Source organism: Rhodovibrio salinarum DSM 9154 (genome assembly GCF_000515255.1).
In the GTDB taxonomy this organism is placed as follows: Bacteria; Pseudomonadota; Alphaproteobacteria; order Kiloniellales; family Rhodovibrionaceae; genus Rhodovibrio; species Rhodovibrio salinarum.
In genome coordinates, this window is record NZ_KI911559.1 from 1,155,074 (window position 1) to 1,171,127 (window position 16,054).

16 protein-coding genes are annotated in these 16,054 nt (G+C 66.0%); 2 read left to right on the plus strand and 14 right to left on the minus strand.

The window, feature by feature from the left end; genetic code table 11:
- Window positions 1-72: 72 nt before the first annotated feature.
- The 3 genes from RHOSA_RS0105400 to RHOSA_RS0105410 all read right to left on the minus strand — a co-directional run bounded on the left by RHOSA_RS0105400 (window position 73) and on the right by RHOSA_RS0105410 (window position 2,980).
- Window positions 73-1,227 (minus strand): ABC transporter substrate-binding protein, encoded by a 1,155-nt coding sequence (locus RHOSA_RS0105400; protein WP_027287869.1) that lies wholly within the window; start codon window positions 1,225-1,227, stop codon window positions 73-75.
- An 80-nt stretch (window positions 1,228-1,307) separates the two neighbouring features.
- Complete coding sequence (locus tag RHOSA_RS0105405) at window positions 1,308-2,111, minus strand: ABC transporter permease (protein ID WP_037255744.1); 804 nt, start codon at window positions 2,109-2,111, stop codon at window positions 1,308-1,310.
- Window positions 2,111-2,980, minus strand: coding sequence for an ABC transporter permease (locus RHOSA_RS0105410; RefSeq protein WP_027287871.1), 870 nt, complete (start codon window positions 2,978-2,980; stop codon window positions 2,111-2,113). Before RHOSA_RS0105410 ends, RHOSA_RS0105405 begins: the two co-directional genes overlap by 1 nt.
- Before the next feature lie 191 nt (window positions 2,981-3,171).
- Here RHOSA_RS0105410 and RHOSA_RS0105415 point away from each other — a divergent pair, with 191 nt between their 5' ends.
- Complete coding sequence (locus RHOSA_RS0105415; RefSeq protein ID WP_027287872.1) at window positions 3,172-4,128, plus strand: LysR family transcriptional regulator; 957 nt, start codon at window positions 3,172-3,174, stop codon at window positions 4,126-4,128.
- Window positions 4,129-4,141: 13 nt separating this feature from the next.
- On the opposite strand, the gene RHOSA_RS0105420 is transcribed toward RHOSA_RS0105415, so the two are convergent.
- Window positions 4,142-4,624 carry a GNAT family N-acetyltransferase gene (locus RHOSA_RS0105420; protein ID WP_027287873.1) on the minus strand — a complete coding sequence of 161 codons (483 nt, stop codon included), beginning with the start codon at window positions 4,622-4,624 and terminating at the stop codon, window positions 4,142-4,144.
- A 135-nt stretch (window positions 4,625-4,759) separates the two neighbouring features.
- Between RHOSA_RS0105420 and cysS the strand changes: the two genes are divergently transcribed.
- Window positions 4,760-6,145, plus strand: coding sequence for a cysteine--tRNA ligase (gene cysS / locus RHOSA_RS0105425; protein WP_027287874.1), 1,386 nt, complete (start codon window positions 4,760-4,762; stop codon window positions 6,143-6,145).
- Between the two features lie 81 nt (window positions 6,146-6,226).
- Here the strand turns inward: cysS and RHOSA_RS0105430 are convergent, their stop codons facing one another.
- The 10 genes from RHOSA_RS0105430 to purC all read right to left on the minus strand — a co-directional run bounded on the left by RHOSA_RS0105430 (window position 6,227) and on the right by purC (window position 15,946).
- Window positions 6,227-7,534 (minus strand): Nramp family divalent metal transporter, encoded by a 1,308-nt coding sequence (locus tag RHOSA_RS0105430; protein ID WP_027287875.1) that lies wholly within the window; start codon window positions 7,532-7,534, stop codon window positions 6,227-6,229.
- Between the two features lie 156 nt (window positions 7,535-7,690).
- On the minus strand, window positions 7,691-8,329 hold the full coding sequence (locus RHOSA_RS0105435) for a LysE family translocator (protein ID WP_027287876.1): 639 nt from the start codon (window positions 8,327-8,329) through the stop codon (window positions 7,691-7,693).
- A gap of 91 nt (window positions 8,330-8,420) precedes the next feature.
- Complete coding sequence (locus RHOSA_RS24035; protein ID WP_051431834.1) at window positions 8,421-8,801, minus strand: hypothetical protein; 381 nt, start codon at window positions 8,799-8,801, stop codon at window positions 8,421-8,423.
- Between the two features lie 6 nt (window positions 8,802-8,807).
- A complete protein-coding gene (locus RHOSA_RS0105445; RefSeq protein WP_027287877.1) occupies window positions 8,808-10,121 on the minus strand; it encodes a sulfite oxidase in 1,314 nt (437 codons plus the stop codon).
- Window positions 10,122-10,378: 257 nt separating this feature from the next.
- Window positions 10,379-11,707, minus strand: a complete 1,329-nt coding sequence (locus RHOSA_RS20690; RefSeq protein ID WP_081728497.1) for an ATP-grasp domain-containing protein — start codon at window positions 11,705-11,707, stop codon at window positions 10,379-10,381.
- Window positions 11,708-12,037: 330 nt separating this feature from the next.
- Window positions 12,038-12,658 (minus strand): Tll0287-like domain-containing protein, encoded by a 621-nt coding sequence (locus tag RHOSA_RS20695; protein WP_051431835.1) that lies wholly within the window; start codon window positions 12,656-12,658, stop codon window positions 12,038-12,040.
- A gap of 158 nt (window positions 12,659-12,816) precedes the next feature.
- The gene (locus RHOSA_RS20700) at window positions 12,817-13,194 is read right to left on the minus strand and encodes a PAS domain-containing protein (RefSeq protein ID WP_051431836.1); all 378 of its coding nucleotides are present in this window, start codon (window positions 13,192-13,194) and stop codon (window positions 12,817-12,819) included.
- 122 nt (window positions 13,195-13,316) lie between these two features.
- Window positions 13,317-13,730 (minus strand): PAS domain-containing protein, encoded by a 414-nt coding sequence (locus RHOSA_RS25380; protein ID WP_169816599.1) that lies wholly within the window; start codon window positions 13,728-13,730, stop codon window positions 13,317-13,319.
- A gap of 187 nt (window positions 13,731-13,917) precedes the next feature.
- On the minus strand, window positions 13,918-15,090 hold the full coding sequence (locus tag RHOSA_RS20705) for an AMP-binding protein (protein ID WP_169816600.1): 1,173 nt from the start codon (window positions 15,088-15,090) through the stop codon (window positions 13,918-13,920).
- A 94-nt stretch (window positions 15,091-15,184) separates the two neighbouring features.
- Window positions 15,185-15,946 (minus strand): phosphoribosylaminoimidazolesuccinocarboxamide synthase, encoded by a 762-nt coding sequence (gene purC / locus RHOSA_RS0105475; protein WP_027287879.1) that lies wholly within the window; start codon window positions 15,944-15,946, stop codon window positions 15,185-15,187.
- Window positions 15,947-16,054 lie beyond the last annotated feature (108 nt).

A 16,054-nucleotide genomic window follows, 5' to 3' on the forward strand; every position in this document is an offset into this window, starting at 1 on the left:
GCGGATGGTTCGACATTGTGTCGTGAACCGCCGTCTCCCGCGCCCGGTTCGGACGGGGCTAGGCGCGCCCGTTTAGTAGCCGCGCTGGATCCGGCCGAAGGTCTTGGACCAGTCGGCTTCGTTGCTGTTCCAGTAGTCGGGCTTGTAGAAGTTCAGGCCGTCCAGTTTGCCGGTCGGGTCGTAGGCCGGCAGGTTCTTGATCTTCTCGGTCAGTTCGACCTTGTTCGGGTCGAGCGCCGGGGGATAGTTCTGCCCCTCGGCGACCGCGATCGCGACTTCCGGCTCCAGCATGAAGTTGAGCAGCTGTTCGCAGGCTTCCATCGGCGAGCCCTTGAGCACGAACAGGCACTCCTGCCAGCCCAACCCACCCGGCGGGTCGTAGTAGCCGATATTGTGGCCCTGCGCCTGCAGCGCCGCGATCCGGCCGGACCAGCCCTCGGTTGCGTAGATTTCGCCGTTCGCCAGCAGACTCATCAATTCCGCGCCCGACTGCCAGTATTTCAGCGACAGATCGCGGTGGGTGCGCAGCGCCTCCCAGACGGCATCCATGTCCTCGATGCCGTTCGGGTCCTGGCCGGTCTGGAGCGCGCCGTACCAGATCCGGGTCTTCCACTCGCCCCAACCGCCGATCTTACCTTTATAGGCCTCGTCGAGCAGGATGTTCGGGCCCTTCTCCTTGATCTCCGCGTCGGAGATGACGTCGCGGTTATAGGCTAGGCCCGTGGTGCCGTAGTCGTACGGCGCCGCCGACAGGCGGCCGTCCGAAACCTCGCGGAAGGGCTTCTGAAGCGCCTTGATGGTCAGGTCGAGGTTGGGGATGTTGCTTTCGTCTAGCTGCGTCGAGAAGCCGAGGTTGTGGTAGCGGACATAGTCGAACACGCCCGACAGGTGGGCGATGTTGAACTCGCCCGGCTGGGCCGAGCGCACCCGTGCCAGATACTCGTCGGCGCCGCCGAAGGTGCCGTCGATCACCTCGATCCCGGTCTCTTCCTCGTATGGCTGGAAGGCGTACTCCCGGAAGGCTTCCGAGACCATGCCGCCCCAGCCGTCGAAGCGCACGCTCTCCGGCTTGGCGGCCAAGGCGGCCTTGCGCAGGCCCGCCACTGGCGCGCCGACGACACCGGCGGTGACGGTGGCCGCGCCCAGCAGGCTGAGGAAGGTACGGCGGTCGAGGTCGCCGTTGCGGTAGCGCGCCAATAGGCGCTCGTAGCGTTTTTGATCGTCCATCTTGTCTCAGGCCTCCCTGTTTGTGGCATTGGCGTTTTGGACGATTGGGATGCGGCCCCGGCGGTTGTTCCGCTCTTGGGTTAGCCGCCGCGTCGGCTGGCCAGCCATCGGGCCAGCCCGGCGCCGGTCAGCGGCAGGGCCACGGTGATCAGGATCATGACGGTGCCGAGCGCGTTGATCTCCGGGCTGATCGAGTTGCGCAGCATGGCGAAGATCTGGGTCGGCACCGTCTCCACCCCCGGCGGCTTCCAGAACAGCGTGCCGGTGATGTCGTCGAACGAGATCGTGAAGGCGAACAGCATGCCCGCCGCGACCGCCGGCATCAGCAGCGGCAGCGTTACCTGAAAGAAGGTCTGCAGCGGGTTCGCGCCCAGCGACAGCGCGGCTTCCTCGTATTCCTTGCGGATGCCGACCAGCCGGGCCTGCACCACCAGCACCACGAACGGTAGGGTGAAGATCACGTGGCCCAGCAGTAGCAGCACGAAGTTTTTGGGCATCGACAGGAACTGCAGGAACAACAGCAGCGAGACCGCGAGCACCACCTCCGGCACCAGGATCGGCGCGATCAGGGCGGTGTTCAGCAGGTTCTTGCCCGGGAAGTCGTAGCGCACCATCGCCAGCGACGCACACACCCCGATCGTGGTTGAGATGACTGCCGTCAGCGCGCCCAGTAGCAGCGAGGTCTTGAACGCCCGGATGATCGCGTCGTTCTGCGCCAGCTCGACGAACCAGCGGAAGCTCAGGCCGGTCATCGGGAAGGAGCCGAACTGACTGGCGTTGAACGCCAGCAGCATGACTACCGCGACCGGGGCGAACATGAAGACGTAGGTCAGGACCGTCGCGATCTTGATGAAGGTCCAGCCGGTCGGCGCGCGCACGGCCATCAGCCCAACCCCTTCGAGATCTGGCCCAGGCTGAGGTAGCGGTTGTACAGCAGCACGACCGCGCCCAGAACGATCAGCAGCACGATCGACAGCGCCGAGCCGAGCGGCCAGTTCAACTGGGTGATGATGGCGTCGTAGATCAGATTGGCGAACATGCCGTCACCGGGCCCGCCCAGCACCAGCGGCGTGATGTAGGTGCCCGATCCCAGCACGAAGCACAGCAGGCTACCGGCGGCTAGGCCGGGCAGGGACAGCGGCAGCGTCACCTCCCGGAACGCCTGGAACGGCGTCGAGCCGAGCGAGCGGGCCGCGGCGGTCAGGTTGGGGTCGATCCCCTCCAGGCTGACGTAGATGTTGAGCACCATGAACGGCAGCAGGAAGTGGATCAGGCCCAGGATCACCGTGGCCTCGTTGTAGAGCATTTGCAGCGGCTCGGAGACGATGCCGAGCGACTGCAGCACGTAGTTCACCGCACCCGAGACGCCCAGGATGTTGATCCACGACATCGTGCGGATGATGTAGCTGATCCAGAACGGCAGCATCAGCAGCAGCAACAGGAAGGCCTTGTTGCGCATCTTCGAGAACGCGATGAAATAGGCCGCCGGATAGCCCATCAGGGCGCAGCAGATCGTCGTGATCACGCCAATCTTCAGCGTGTAGAGCAGGACGTCTCGGTAGAAGGGGTCGGTCAGCACCTCGATCCAGTTGTCGAGGTAGAAGCCGACCTGCTCGTCCCCCGCCGCGGTGCGCAGCCAGAACGAATAGACCACGACGAAGCAGGTCGGGATCGCGAGCAGCAGCGTGATCGCCGTCAACGCCGGGGACAACAGCGCCCAGGGGCGCATGTCGCGCGTTTCCGCGTCGCTCATGGCCATGCCGTCTCCCAATGGCTCCCTGTACGTCTTGCCCGGATCGATCCCGGGCGACCGGTCTTAACCGCCGGCCTCTTGCATGGATTTGGACCCAGCAGGGCGGTATAACGCAAATAGATAAAGCGAATGGTTTACATAGATATCGATAATGTCGCCGATCCGTGGGCGTCTGGCGGCAGGAGGTGCGGATGGACGACGCCAAACTGGAGCGCATTCCCCGGCAGCTCGACTGGAACCTGCTGCGCACCTTCATGGTGATCGTGCAGGAAGGCAGCATCACCCGCGCGGCCAACCGTCTGCTGTTGAAACAGCCGACCGTTTCGAGCGCGCTCAAGCGCCTGGAGGTGCAGCTTGACCGGCAGTTGATCGAGCGCGGCGGCGGGGCGTTCCGCGTCACCGAGGCAGGCGAGCTCCTGTACCGGGAGTGCGTCGATATCTACGGCAACATCTCCCGCCTGTCGGTGTTGTTGCGCGACGTGCGCGAGGAGATCACCGGTCACGTCAAGATCGCGTCCGCCAGCCACGTCGTCTGTCCGTTCTACGACGAGACGCTGGCCGACGTGCACGCCCGCCACCCCGGCATCACCTACTCGATCGAGGTCGACACCAGTGCCGAGGTGCAGCGCGCGGTGCTGCAGAAGACCGCCAGCCTCGGTCTCGGCCTGGTGCACGAGCGCCACCCGCAACTCTCCTACGACCTGATGTTCCGGGAGCACTTCGGCTTCTTCTGCGGCCCGCGCCATCGCCTGTTTCGCCGGCGCGGGCTGCAGCTCGCCGACCTCAGGAGCGAGAGCTTCGTCTCCTTCAAGACCGACCAGATCTCCGATGCCCTGCGACCGGTCGCCTTGCTGCGTGCGCAGGAAAATCTCGCGGACCGGATTATCGCGACCTCCAGTCACCTGGAAGAAGTGCGGCGGATGATCGTCGCCGGCATCGGCATCGGCGTGCTGCCGATCCACGCGGTCGAACGCGACGTGCGCGACGGCCTGCTGTGGCGCCTGCCGCCCTACGAGGCACCGCCGGCAATCGACATCTATCTGATCGCCAATCCGGCGACGCCGTTCAACCGCGCGGAACAGACCGTGCTGGACGCGCTGCGCCGCCGCTTGGCGGAGATCCCGGAAAGCCAGCGGACCTATGCGTGAGACGGGCCGGGCCTCAGCGCCGCGCCGCCAGGGTTGCTAGACCGGCGTCCTCCACCCGGCGCACACTTTCCCCCGGCGCGCTCAGGCCGAGCGCGCGGTAGGCCGCGTCGGCGCCGGGATTACCGTCCGCGACGTTTAGCTCCAGCCGGCCCCAGCCGCGGTTCAGCGCGGTCTGCGCGGCGGCAACGAGCAGACGCTTGCCGATCCCGCTGCCGCGTGTCTCGGGCACGACGTAAACGTTCTCGACCAGCATCACCGGCCCCGGACGGAACAGCGAGAAGGCGCGGTAGAAGGCGAGATAGCCGAGCGCCGCCCCATCGCGTTCGGCCAGCAGCACCTCGATCATCGGCGTCTCGCCGGACAGCCACTGCGCGAGCTGCCCAGCCGTCGGGCCGGCGTTGGTCTTGCCCTCGTCCGCCATCAGGCCGGCCACCAGCCCGGCTAGAGGCGCGGCGTCGTCAGGGGTGGCGGGGCGGATGGTCGGGATGCTGGTCATCCGATGGGTTCCTTGCCGGCGAGGCTGGCAGCACGGCCGCGCCCATTGGACGCTTGACGTAAAGCTGCTACATCGCGGGCCGATTGGCGTCCACCCGTCAAGCCATCCGTCCGAGATAGAGAGCCCGCACGCGCCGTGACGAACATCCAGATCACCAATACCTTCGCCCGCGAGAAGCAGGTCTTCCAGCCGATCGACCCGTCGAACGTCCGGCTGTACGTCTGCGGGCCGACCGTCTACGACCGCGCGCACATCGGCAACGCCCGGCCGGTGGTGGTGTTCGACACGCTGTTCCGCCTGCTCCGCCACGTCTACGGGGCGGAGCACGTTACCTACGCGCGCAACATCACCGACGTCGACGACAAGATCATTGCCGCCGCGCGTGAGAACGGCGAGACGATCGACGCGCTGACCCGCCGGACGACCGAGGCGTTCCACGCCGACATGGGCGCGCTCAATGCCCTCAAGCCGAGCGTCGAGCCCTGCGCGACCCAGCACATCGACGACATGGTCGCGTTGATCCAGCGGCTGGTCGACAGCGACCATGCCTACGCCGCCGAGGGACACGTGCTGTTCTCCGTGCCGAGCGATCCGGAGTACGGACAGCTCTCGCGGCGCGACCGGGAGGAGATGGTCGCCGGCGCGCGGGTCGAGGTCGCGCCCTACAAACGCGATCCGGCCGACTTTGTGCTCTGGAAGCCGGCGCAGGACGGCGAGCCCGGCTGGGACAGCCCCTGGGGCCGTGGCCGGCCGGGCTGGCACATCGAATGCTCGGCGATGAGCGCGAAGCACCTGGGGACCAGCTTCGACATCCACGGCGGCGGGCAGGACCTGATCTTCCCGCACCACGAGAACGAGATCGCGCAGTCGCATTGCGGCACCGACGGACAGTTCGCCCGCTACTGGATGCACAATGGCTATCTGGTGGTGAACGGCGAGAAGATGTCCAAGTCGCTCGGCAACTTCTTCACCGTCAAGGAGCTGTTGGACGAGGGCTGGGCCGGCGAGGCGATCCGGCTGGTGCTGCTCTCCGCGCAGTACCGCCAGCCGCTCGACTTCAACCGCGACAAGCTGGCGGACGCGACGGCGAACCTGAACCGTCTCTACACCGCCCTGCGCAGCGCCGCAGAGGTCACGCCGGCGCCCGATGTCGGGGCACCGGAGGCTTTGGCCACGGCGCTGGCCGACGATCTGAACACGCCGGAAGCGCTGGCCCAACTCTACGAGGCCGGCCATGCCCTTAACAAGGCGGAGAACGCGGCGGAGACGGCGCGGGCGAAAGCGACGTTGCTTGCTGGCGCGCGGCTGCTCGGCCTGCTCGAACAGGACCCTGAGGCCTGGTTCAAGGGCGGCGCGGACGACGCGGAAGCCGATGAGATCGAACGCCTAATCGCCGAGCGCAATCAAGCCCGTAAGACCAAGGACTTCGCCACCGCCGACCGGATCCGCGACGAGCTGAAGGCGCGCGGCATCGTGCTGGAAGATGGGCCCGGAGGGACCAGCTGGAAGCGCGAGCGGTAAGAGTACCGGCCCGCACATCGGTAGCAAATTCCAAGCGCCTCCGCCGCCTCCGCCTGTCGAGGCCAGGTGGCGGCGGCCGCGCTAGACGCCGAGACCGGGCAGCGGCAGGCCGACGGTGCCGAGCAGCAACACGCTGTTCAGAGCGAGCACGATCCCGGCCCCGATGATCGCCGCCAGATGGGTCCAGCGGCCGTTGACGTGTCTGCCCATGACAGCGCGGCGCCCGGTTAGGTGCACCAGGGCGATCATCGGGATCGGCAGGGCGAAGCTCAGCACCACCTGACTCAGCACCAGGGCGTCGGTCACGTTGGCGCCCAGCGCGACGACGACGAACGACGGGGCCATGGTCAGCAGTCGCCGCACCCAGATCGGGATGCGGAAGCCGACGAAGCCCTGCATGATCAGCTGTCCGGCCATGGTCCCGACCACCGAACTGGACACGCCCGAGGCAATCACCGAGACCAGGAACACGGAGGCCGCAGCGCTGCCCAGCAGCGGGGTGAGCATGTGGTAGGCGGTATCGATCTCGCCCACTTCGCTGTGGCCGGCGTGAAAGGCGGCTGCGGCCATCACCACCATCGCCATGTTGACCAGCCCCGCGATGGCAAGCGCCAGGACGACTTCGCGGTTGGAGAAGCGTACCAGCGTCGCCCGTTCAGACTCTGTGGTGACCGGAACCCGCGCCTGGGTCAGGCCGGAGTGCAGGAACACGGCGTGCGGCATGACGGTTGCCCCGACGATGCCGACCACGATGACGAGCGCGCCGAAGTCCGGGAGCTGCGGGATCGCCACGCCAGTTCCCACACCGGCCCAGTCGACGTTGGCAAAGAACAGTTCCGCGACGTAGCTCAACCCGATGATCAGCACGAGCGCGCCGATCACCAATTCCATCAACCGGAAGCCACGGCCCTCGAAGAGCAGGATGGCGTAGGTCACGACGGCCGTGACCAGCATGCCGGCCAGCAACGGCATGCCGAACAGCAGGGCCAGTCCGATCGCGCCGCCCAGGAACTCGGCGAGGTCGGTGGCCATCGCCGCGATCTCGCTGACGCCCCACATCGCCCAGATTAGCTTGCGCGGATAGTGCATGCGGCACAGTTCCGCGAGGTTGTGCCCCGTCACGATGCCGAGCTTGGCGGAAAGCCCCTGGAACAGCATCGCAATCAGGTTGGCGCCCAGCACCACCCAGAGCAACGAATAGCCGTAGCCCGCGCCCGCCTGGATATTGGTGGCGAAGTTGCCGGGGTCCATGTAGGCGACCGACGCGACCACCGCCGGCCCGAGAAACGGTAGGAATGCCCGCGCCCCCGTGCGGCGGCCCGCCAAGACCTCGCGAATGGCATCCGATGTGCGCTCGGTGAGCCTGCCGACGCTGGCGCCGGTCGACATCTCCGCGTTCTCCCTGTGTGTGGCCGTCTGAGGTTGAGGTGTTAGCCGAGGCTAATTTATTTGGCGAGCTCTAACACATCAAGGCGGATCGGGTATGCAGGGAGAGCAGGTCGCGGCTGTCCTGCGACAGGTGCTTCTTGTCGGCGGTTAGGGCGGCTACCGCTCGATCAGCGCCAGCCGCACCGCCAGGCCGCCCAGCAGCGTACCGGAGACGAGGTTCATTGCCCGCTGAAGGCGGGTCGAGCGTTGGATGCGCTGGGCGCCCAGGCCGACCAGGCTGGCGACCGTGCTGTTGATCGCGATGCCGCCAACGTTGAGCAGGCTGCCCAGTACCAGCATCTGCGCCCAAACCGGCCCGCGTGTCGGATCGACGAACTGCGGCAGGAAGGCCAGCATGAAGATCGCGACCTTCGGGTTCAGCACGTTGACCAGCGTGGCTTCCCAGAAGACCCGGGCATGGCCGCGTGCCGGCAGGTCGGCGCCGCCGGTCGTCGGCTTCGCCAGCAGCAGTTTGAACGCGAGATACAGCAGGTAGGCCGCGCCGATCCACTTCACCGCCTGGAAGGCGGCCGGGTGCGCCTGCAACAGCGCCGCCAGGCCGGCCGCGGCGGCCACGGTGTGCACGAAGCAGCCCAGCCCGATGCCCATCGCGCTGGCATAGCCCGCCACACGACCCTGCGCCGCGGAGCGGGCGATCGTGTAGGTCATGTCCGCGCCGGGCGTCAGGTTGAGCGCCAGGGTTGCCAGCAGGAACGGGGCGAGGCTGGCCCAGCCGGGCAGGATATCGGGCAGCATGACGGGTGCCTCCCACCGATGAAACAACCGGAGCGGGAATCAAGCGGAGATGGCGGTGCGCTGTCAACCGTACCGAGGTTGGTGCGGCGCGCTACTGGGCCGGCATCATCGGTTGCATGCTGTTGTAGGGACTAAGCCCGCCCGCGCCGCCCGGACGGTGGTCGGTGTTGAAGTGCTCCGCGAGGTAGTCGAGCACATCGGATTCCGTGTCGGGGGCCAGCCGGGGCATGCCCTGCTGGTCCACCATCCAGTCGAGCGTCTCGTCCCATTTGGCCCGGGTCATGCCCTGCTGCATCACCAGCTTGACCGAGTGACAGCCGCTGCAGATGGCGAACACCAGCACGCGGTTCGGCCCTTCAGGCAGGCCGCCGTATTCATTCTGCTGGGCGGTCGCGGGACCGGACCCGGTGGCGAGAACGCCGCCGAGTCCGGTCAGGAATCCGGCCGCCAAGACGGATCCGCGAAGGAACATGGCGGCCTACACCTTCACCCGTACGGCGATCCGGTGCATGGCGTTGTTCAGGTAACCCTTCGGGTTCCAGGCGACAGTGAAGGGTTGCATCCGGCCCTTGTTGTCGGTCGCCCGCGCCCAGATCTCGTAGTAGCCCTTGGCCGGGAAACGCAGATGCGCGCGCCAACGCTGCCAGCTGTAGCGGTTGGGCGGACTCTCCAGCTCCGCCTTCTGCCAGGTCGCGCCGAAGTCGGTGGTGACGTGCATCTCCGTCACGTGTTCGTCGCCGGCCCAGGCATGACCGCGGACCTCCAGGCTGCGGTGGTCCACCGGCAGCGTGTGCCCGCTTCTGGGATAGGTGATCAGCGACTTTACGGGCATGGACTCGATGATCTGCATCGCCTCGTGCGGCACCTTCTCCCCCGGGGCGACCGGATAGCGCGGCGTGCGGTAGCTGGTCGGACCCATCTTCTGTCCGTCGTGGACGACATCGCGCAGCTGGATGCGGGTCAGCCACTTCTGCGAGGTGGAGCCTGGCCAGCCGGGCGCCACGATACGCAGCGGCGCGCCGTTCATGCGGTGGATCGGTTGGCCGTTCTGCTCGAAGGCGATCAGCGTGTGCGGGTCCATCGCTTTCCACATCGGCATGCCGCGCGACACCGCGTCCTTCGCCGGATCGCCGGAGAGGTGCTGGTCGGCGCCGTAGTGCGCGGTGTAGATCACCTCCGGCCTGACCCCTGCGGCGTTCAGCACGTCGCGCAGCCGCACGCCGGTCCACTCCGAATTGGCGATGGCGCCGACCGTCCACTGGTTGCCGCTGGCCGGCGGATTGAAGGCGGCGCGGCCGTTGCCGCCGCATTCCAGCTGCAGGGCGTAGCGCACCACCTCGAAGCGCTCGCGCAGATCGGCGATCGACAGCTCCATCGGCTGATTGACCAGTCCGTCGATCTTGAGCGTCCAGCCGTCGGCGTCGATCTTGGTAGGCGCAATGCCGTTGTTGCGCACGAAATGGCGCGCGGTCGGCGTGATGTCGTCGTCCAGCAGGTACGCCGGCGTTTCCGCGTTCAAAGGGCGGTCGTTCAGCACCCGCAGACCGTCCTTGCCGGCGATCGTGAAGCCGGCGGTGTCTTCCGCCAGTGCGGCCGGGATCAGGCCGGCCGGCATGTTGCGATGAAACGGGATCGATGCCCCGACGACCGCTCCCATCGCGGCCAGCCCCGCCCCGCGCAGAAAGCCACGCCGGTCGGCATGCGCCTTGCGACCGAAGATCAACTCGTCGGCGCCTTCCGGATCCTGCTGATAGAGTTCACACAGTCCACGTTCGCGTGTTTGACGCCGCATGGCATGCCTCCCCGGATGACCGAAGCCTTCGAGGGCTTCGGATATTCAATTAATTGAATTGATCAGCGTGCGGCGATCAACCGGTCGCGTCAATAGACCGGTCTCGCGCTGCAGCACGGCGGAGGTTATCCAAACGGGGCCACGACGCGCCCGATTTGTTTGGGTGGATCGATAGTCCAGCGGGCGCTTCTAAACCCGTCGGCCGGGCACGCGTCTCGGAGCGTGCCTGACGGGCCGCTGCCGCGGTGCGGCACACGTCACGTCACGCTGCTCGCCTCCTCGGGGTCCGGATGGCGGCGGTGCTTGGTCGGCTTGGCGAAGCGGAATTTCAGGCGCTTGCGGACCTGGGCGAAGTTGCGCAGCAGCTCCTGCTGGTTGGACGCGCCCATGAAGACGTCGGCGAGCTCGTAGGAGTAGGCGTCCTGGTCCTTCAGGTCGGAGAGCACCGTGCCCGGCTTGACCCGTACGTCGATCTCGCAGCCGGGGAAGTCGGCTTCGAGCTGCCGGATCGTGTCGGCGTCCGGCACACTGGTGACGCGGGCATCGCTGAACCGGCGGATGAAGAACTTGGCGGCGCAGTTGGCCTCGCCCTCGCGGCCGGTCCAGTGCGGCGCGCGGCCGATCGCCAGGTCGGTCATGATCTGGAAGTGCGGCACGCCGTGGACCTTCTCGAACAGGTCGGCGTGAGATTGCGACAGCCGCGGGTTGATCTCCAGCATGGAGAGCTTCTTGCGCTTCGGGTCCCAGAAGAACTCCATGTTGAAGGTCGCGTTGTCGTAGCCGATGTGGCTCATGATCCGCTTGGCGACCGCCTCCATCCAGCGCTGCACCCGCCGGGGCAGGCGGGAAGGGTACTGGTAGCGCTGGAAGGAGGAGCGGTTGGGCAGGCGGATCGAGTCCACCGTGCCGTAGATCTGCACGTCGCCCTCGTGGACGTAGCCTTCCAGCGTGCACTGCCGGCCACCGATGATCTCCTCGGCGATGCAGAAGTGGCCGCCGACAGCCGCGACTTCCTCGGGCAGCTCGACCTTGTTGAGCAGCGCGTCGAACGGGTCGCCCAGCCGCCCGATCTCCTGCCGGATGATCTCGATCGCATGGTCGAAGTCCGCCTCCGAGTTGATCCGGAAGCCGAGCTGACTGGCGAAGCCCTTCACCGGTTTGATCCAGAAGGGATAGTCCAGGGTGAGTTGGCTTTTCGGATCGTCGTGGAAGGGGTCGACCGCGCAGAAGTTCGGGATGTAGTCCGGGATCGCCTCGCGCTGGGCCAAGCGCGACCAGTATTTGTGCTCGCACTTCAACACGCTTTCCAGGCTCGGCCCCGGGAGGCCGAAGCGCTGGCAGATTTGCGGCACCAGCGAGGTGGTGGGGAAATCCCACCAGCCGATCACGCCGTCGCGCGGATCGGTCCTGTCCTGCAATCGCTGGCAGGCGGTTTCGAGCAGATCGTTGAAGTTGATCGTGTCCTGGCCCTTGACCTCCTCGTAGGCCATCAAAGGATGTACGCGCAGCCCTTCCGGCATGTCGATGCGCTGTAGCTTACTGCCGTTGAAATCGTCGAGGCCGACAACGTGGATGTGCTTGGTCATGGCCGTGCGCGGGCGTCCTTGTTCGGGAAGGGGGCGGACGGTTGCCGGGGAGAAGGCGCTGGGTCAACCGCGCTGGTGCGACAGCGCCCGATTTTACCCTTCAGATCCCGTGTGAAACGGCCATCGACACGCTATAGCGCAGCATCGGTGATATCTGCGACCTGTGCCATCCCGATGCGTGCCGAAACGCCTCCACCATACGGGGTCTGGGAATGACCAGCTGGCAGATGGTCTAGAGGCGCTTGTCTCAGCGCACGCAAGAGAACGGGACGGTTCCCAGGTTGGGAGCCGCCCCGTTTTTCGTGATTGCCCGGACTTGGGCATGCGCGCTCAGTTCGGGGTGAGCGGCTTGACGAAGGTGAAGGCGCCGCGTAGCTCGCCCAGCGCGAAGCCGGTGGCCGCGTCGGCTGGATAGCGCGCGTGGATCGCCTGCTGAACCTCCGGCGCCACATCGCTGCCGTGACAGGCGAGGCAGAGGTCCTGGGTGGGGATCGCCTTCATATAGTGCAGGTAGCGCCGGTTGCCTTCCTCGATGATGGCGGCACTTTCCATGTTCTTGAAGTCTTCGCCGGCGGCGTGGCGTTGCTGGAAGTCCATCAGCACCGCGCGTTCGCGCACGCTGGGGCTGTTGCGTGGGTTGCGCACCTTGAGTGCCGTGCGGCCGATGGCCCAGCCGCCCTGATCGGAGACGCTGCCCGCGATCGCCGGCGCAACCGCGCCACACACCCCGATCGCATGCGCCGGGCCGCCATCCTCGATCCCGTTCTGAAGCTCGCCCATCAGCCTGGTCGCGAAAGCTTTCATCAGGCCGCGGGCCTCTTGGAGTTCGGCCGCCGGCACGTCGCCGGTTGCCGCCGGCGCCTCATCGGCGCGGGCGCTTCCGGTCGGCAAGCCCGCAAGCGTAGCCATGGCCAGGGCTAGCGAAGCCGTGGTCAGCAGACGCTTCATCATATGACCCTCCCGAAGGGTTTGCGTATCAGAGTTTCGATGTTCTTAAATTCACGAGTATGAATATATCAGCAAAACCTGATATGCGACGCGGCGATTCGCCACGTCCGCCATCGGGAGAAGGATTTTGCGACCGGACGCGCGGGGCGTGCCACCTCAAGCTACAGCCGCTTGATCGCAACCCAGTACTGATTCGGGGTATTGGAGGTCAGCATGCGCACCCGGATGTGGTCGGCGCGCGGGTCCATGTCGGTTTCGAACTCGAAATCGAGGGCCAGCCCGCCCTCCTGGATTCCTTCCTCAAACCGCCCGCGGAAGAAGGGATTGTCCATACAGGGCGCGATTTCGGTGAAGAAGTTGTGGTTGATCCGACGGGCGAAATCGATTTCCACGATTTCGCTTTCGATCCGGTTGTAGCCGACGATCCGTCCCGCGCTGTCCAGCTTAAGGATGCCGAATGGCAATGCATCGAGCTGTTCCTGGGGCATCGCGTCCAACCGAGTGGCCAGGTTTGGATCACCGAAGTCGATCGCCGTCATTTGGGAGTCCCGTCTCCTTAGCGTGCCCGTCGTCGACGCTGGTCTCAGCACCGACAGTCTAAGCCTCATAAAGGGAGGCTGTCGTTAAGGCATTAACTTAATTTAGTTTTCTGTACGTGACATCAGCCGCTGTAGATCGCTCCGCCCAAGACCGCGCTCACTGTTTTGCCGTCTTCCGACAGCGGGAGCAGCAGGCGTTCGAACTCGCCGACCGGTCCGCCGTCGTTGAAGTTATAGCGCATGTATTCCCGTGTCGGCCGGACCTGTTCGACGCAGGCTTGATAGCTCTTGAAGAAGCTGCCGGCGCCAGCATCGATCAGGGTCCCCGTGTAGCGCTGTCCGAGTTGCTGTTCCAACGCGCTCCCGACCATATGGAATTGGAAGCGCAACGGGTTGTACAGCACCTCGGCCAGGATCAGGTGCGGCAAATGTGAGGTCAGGTGACTTGGGTCGATGTCGCTGCGCCGTGGCATGTCGGCGTTCCCACGCTTGGCGCGCCAATAGTCCGCCAGATCGCGCAGAGCCGGCGTGCGCAACTTTCCGAATGTCTTCTCCAGGGTCACCAAGTCCAAAAAGTGAAGCTCTATCGTTGCTTGGAATAAGGGCCCGCGAGGAAGCATGGTTGCCCCAATGGCGCGCGATAGACGCCTACCACATTTTCTGTCAAAAATCAGTGTATAACGGCTGGCAATGATCCAGGTCATAGCCCTGGAAGCCGGACGCCTAATGTGTGTCGAGCGGCCAGTCGGTTTCCTTGCCGAGCGCGTCGCGCGGAACAGTATCCGAAACCGTGTAGGTGATCGGGCGTTCTGCCGGTTGCAGCGTCGTTTCCGCCCAGCGCCGGACGTCCCGGCGCAGCGCAAGGGCATCCGTGCCGCGCTCGGGGACCAGCAGCGCCTTCAGCCGGTTACCGCTGGGCCGTACGCGTGCGTCCTGAACGCCTGGACACCTGGCTAGTTTGCGCGCGATGGCATCGGGATGCACCGTGACCCCGGCGACCGTCACCGCGCCGTCCAGGCGGCCAGTGGGGCACAGGTGCCGTGGTCCTTCCCAAACCAGCCTGTCGGGGGGCTGCACGCGTGCCCCGTCGCTGCTACGCACCAGGGTGCCGGGGGCGTCGTTTTCCGGCTGCCCGTCCCATGCCTCTGCGGTCGCCCAGGTCGCAAGCAGTTCGAAGGGATGGTTGGGATCGTCGCGTAGGCCGATGCCGGCGGTCTCGCTCGACCCGTAAACCTCCACGATCCGGGCGAAGCCGGTTTCGTTGACCAGACCGCAGGCGGTTTCCGCGTCCAGCGGCGCGGCGGAGGAGGTGCCCGCGACACCTTTTGGCACGTCGGCCAGGGCTCGATGGAGGTAACGCCAGACCGCGGGCACCGCGACCACGAGATCGCGTGGGGCCAGGTGCCGGCGAAGGGCGCCCGCGCCCTCGGCACTTAGGTCCAGGACGGGAACGCTGAGCGCGCGCGGCAGCAGCACGGTGAAGATGAAGCCATAGATATGATGGGCGGGCACCAGCGATACGATCCGACGCCGTCCGGGCAGGTGATCTGCGAGGACGCGTGCTTCCGCCCAGAGCTGTGCGGCCGAATGGACCACCCGCTTGGGATCGCCTTGGCTGCCGGAGGACGTGAATATGAACCGTTCGGGGCCCTGGGCCCAGCTTTCCGCAGCGAAATCCACCCAGCTGCCGAGGTCCCGGCGCGCCAGCAGCAGGTCCTCCCGACCCAACCGGCGCAGATCGAACACATCCGCGACCCGTTCGGCAAGCTGCAGGCAGCCCAGGGAATCCGTGCCGAGGTCGGCCTCGTCCAGTCGGCGCGCCCGGCTCAGCGTCGCCAGCCGCGGCGCGCCGTCGGTAAACTGCTCGGGCGCATGGGCCAAGAGGCTTGCCAGCACGCGCCAAGCGTCGGTTTCATCGAGCGGAGGGCACGGCGGCAAAGGGGCGGTGTTGGACATAGTCCCCAGCGGGCGAGAAGCAGCAGACCTCTCTCTATTGAACGGTCTTCGGCCCCTTCAAGTCCAGCGGCCCAGCTTCGGGCAGCACGCCCAGGCGCCGCGCGACCTCCTGATAGGCCTCCTCGACCCCGCCCATGTCTCGGCGGAAGCGGTCCTTGTCCATCCGCTCGCCGCTCTCGACGTCCCACAGCCGGCAGGAATCGGGGCTGATCTCGTCGGCGAGCACGAGGCGCATCTCCTCGTCCTCCCACAGCCGACCGAACTCCAGCTTGAAGTCGACCAGCGTCAGCCCGCAACCGATGAACAGGCCCTGCAGGAAGTCGTTCACCCGCAGCGACATCTGCATCACTTCATCCAGATCCTGGGTCGCCGCCCAGCCCATGGCGGTGATGTGCTCTTCGGTGATCAGCGGGTCGTCCAGCTCATCGGACTTGTAGTAATACTCGATGATCGAGCGGGGCAGGCGGCCGCCTTCCTCCAGCCCGAAGCGCTTGGCGAAAGATCCGGCGGCGACGTTGCGCACCACCACCTCGATGGGCAGGATTTCGACTTCCCGGACCAGCTGCTCGCGCATGTTCAACCGGCGCATGAAGTGCGTGGGCACGCCGATGTCGTTCAACCGGCTCATGATGAACTCGCTGATCCGGTTGTTCAGCACGCCCTTACCGGTGATCGTGCCCGTCTTCTTGTTGTTGAAGGCGGTCGCGTCGTCCTTGAAGTACTGCACCACGGTGCCGGGTTCGGGCCCTTCGAACAGGACCTTGCCCTTGCCTTCGTAAATCCGTCTGCGTCGCATGCTCGCTCGCCTTCGCGCGTATCGCCGGCTGTGAAGATCCGGACCCGCCGCAACGGGCCTCCAGTCCCGCGGGTGCGGGGCGCCGGCCGGGAACGGCGTCCTATACCA

What these genes read in the sequence shown, in the direction of transcription:
- RHOSA_RS0105400 (WP_027287869.1), bottom strand. Translation starts at nt 1,227, where the DNA reads ATGGACGATCAAAAACGCTACGAGCGCCTATTGGCGCGCTACCGCAAC.
- RHOSA_RS0105405 (WP_037255744.1), bottom strand. Translation starts at nt 2,111, where the DNA reads ATGGCCGTGCGCGCGCCGACCGGCTGGACCTTCATCAAGATCGCGACG.
- RHOSA_RS0105410 (WP_027287871.1), bottom strand. Translation starts at nt 2,980, where the DNA reads ATGAGCGACGCGGAAACGCGCGACATGCGCCCCTGGGCGCTGTTGTCC.
- RHOSA_RS0105415 (WP_027287872.1), top strand. Translation starts at nt 3,172, where the DNA reads ATGGACGACGCCAAACTGGAGCGCATTCCCCGGCAGCTCGACTGGAAC.
- RHOSA_RS0105420 (WP_027287873.1), bottom strand. Translation starts at nt 4,624, where the DNA reads ATGACCAGCATCCCGACCATCCGCCCCGCCACCCCTGACGACGCCGCG.
- RHOSA_RS0105430 (WP_027287875.1), bottom strand. Translation starts at nt 7,534, where the DNA reads ATGTCGACCGGCGCCAGCGTCGGCAGGCTCACCGAGCGCACATCGGAT.
- RHOSA_RS0105435 (WP_027287876.1), bottom strand. Translation starts at nt 8,329, where the DNA reads ATGCTGCCCGATATCCTGCCCGGCTGGGCCAGCCTCGCCCCGTTCCTG.
- RHOSA_RS24035 (WP_051431834.1), bottom strand. Translation starts at nt 8,801, where the DNA reads ATGTTCCTTCGCGGATCCGTCTTGGCGGCCGGATTCCTGACCGGACTC.
- RHOSA_RS0105445 (WP_027287877.1), bottom strand. Translation starts at nt 10,121, where the DNA reads ATGCGGCGTCAAACACGCGAACGTGGACTGTGTGAACTCTATCAGCAG.
- RHOSA_RS20690 (WP_081728497.1), bottom strand. Translation starts at nt 11,707, where the DNA reads ATGACCAAGCACATCCACGTTGTCGGCCTCGACGATTTCAACGGCAGT.
- RHOSA_RS20695 (WP_051431835.1), bottom strand. Translation starts at nt 12,658, where the DNA reads ATGATGAAGCGTCTGCTGACCACGGCTTCGCTAGCCCTGGCCATGGCT.
- RHOSA_RS20700 (WP_051431836.1), bottom strand. Translation starts at nt 13,194, where the DNA reads ATGACGGCGATCGACTTCGGTGATCCAAACCTGGCCACTCGGTTGGAC.
- purC (WP_027287879.1), bottom strand. Translation starts at nt 15,946, where the DNA reads ATGCGACGCAGACGGATTTACGAAGGCAAGGGCAAGGTCCTGTTCGAA.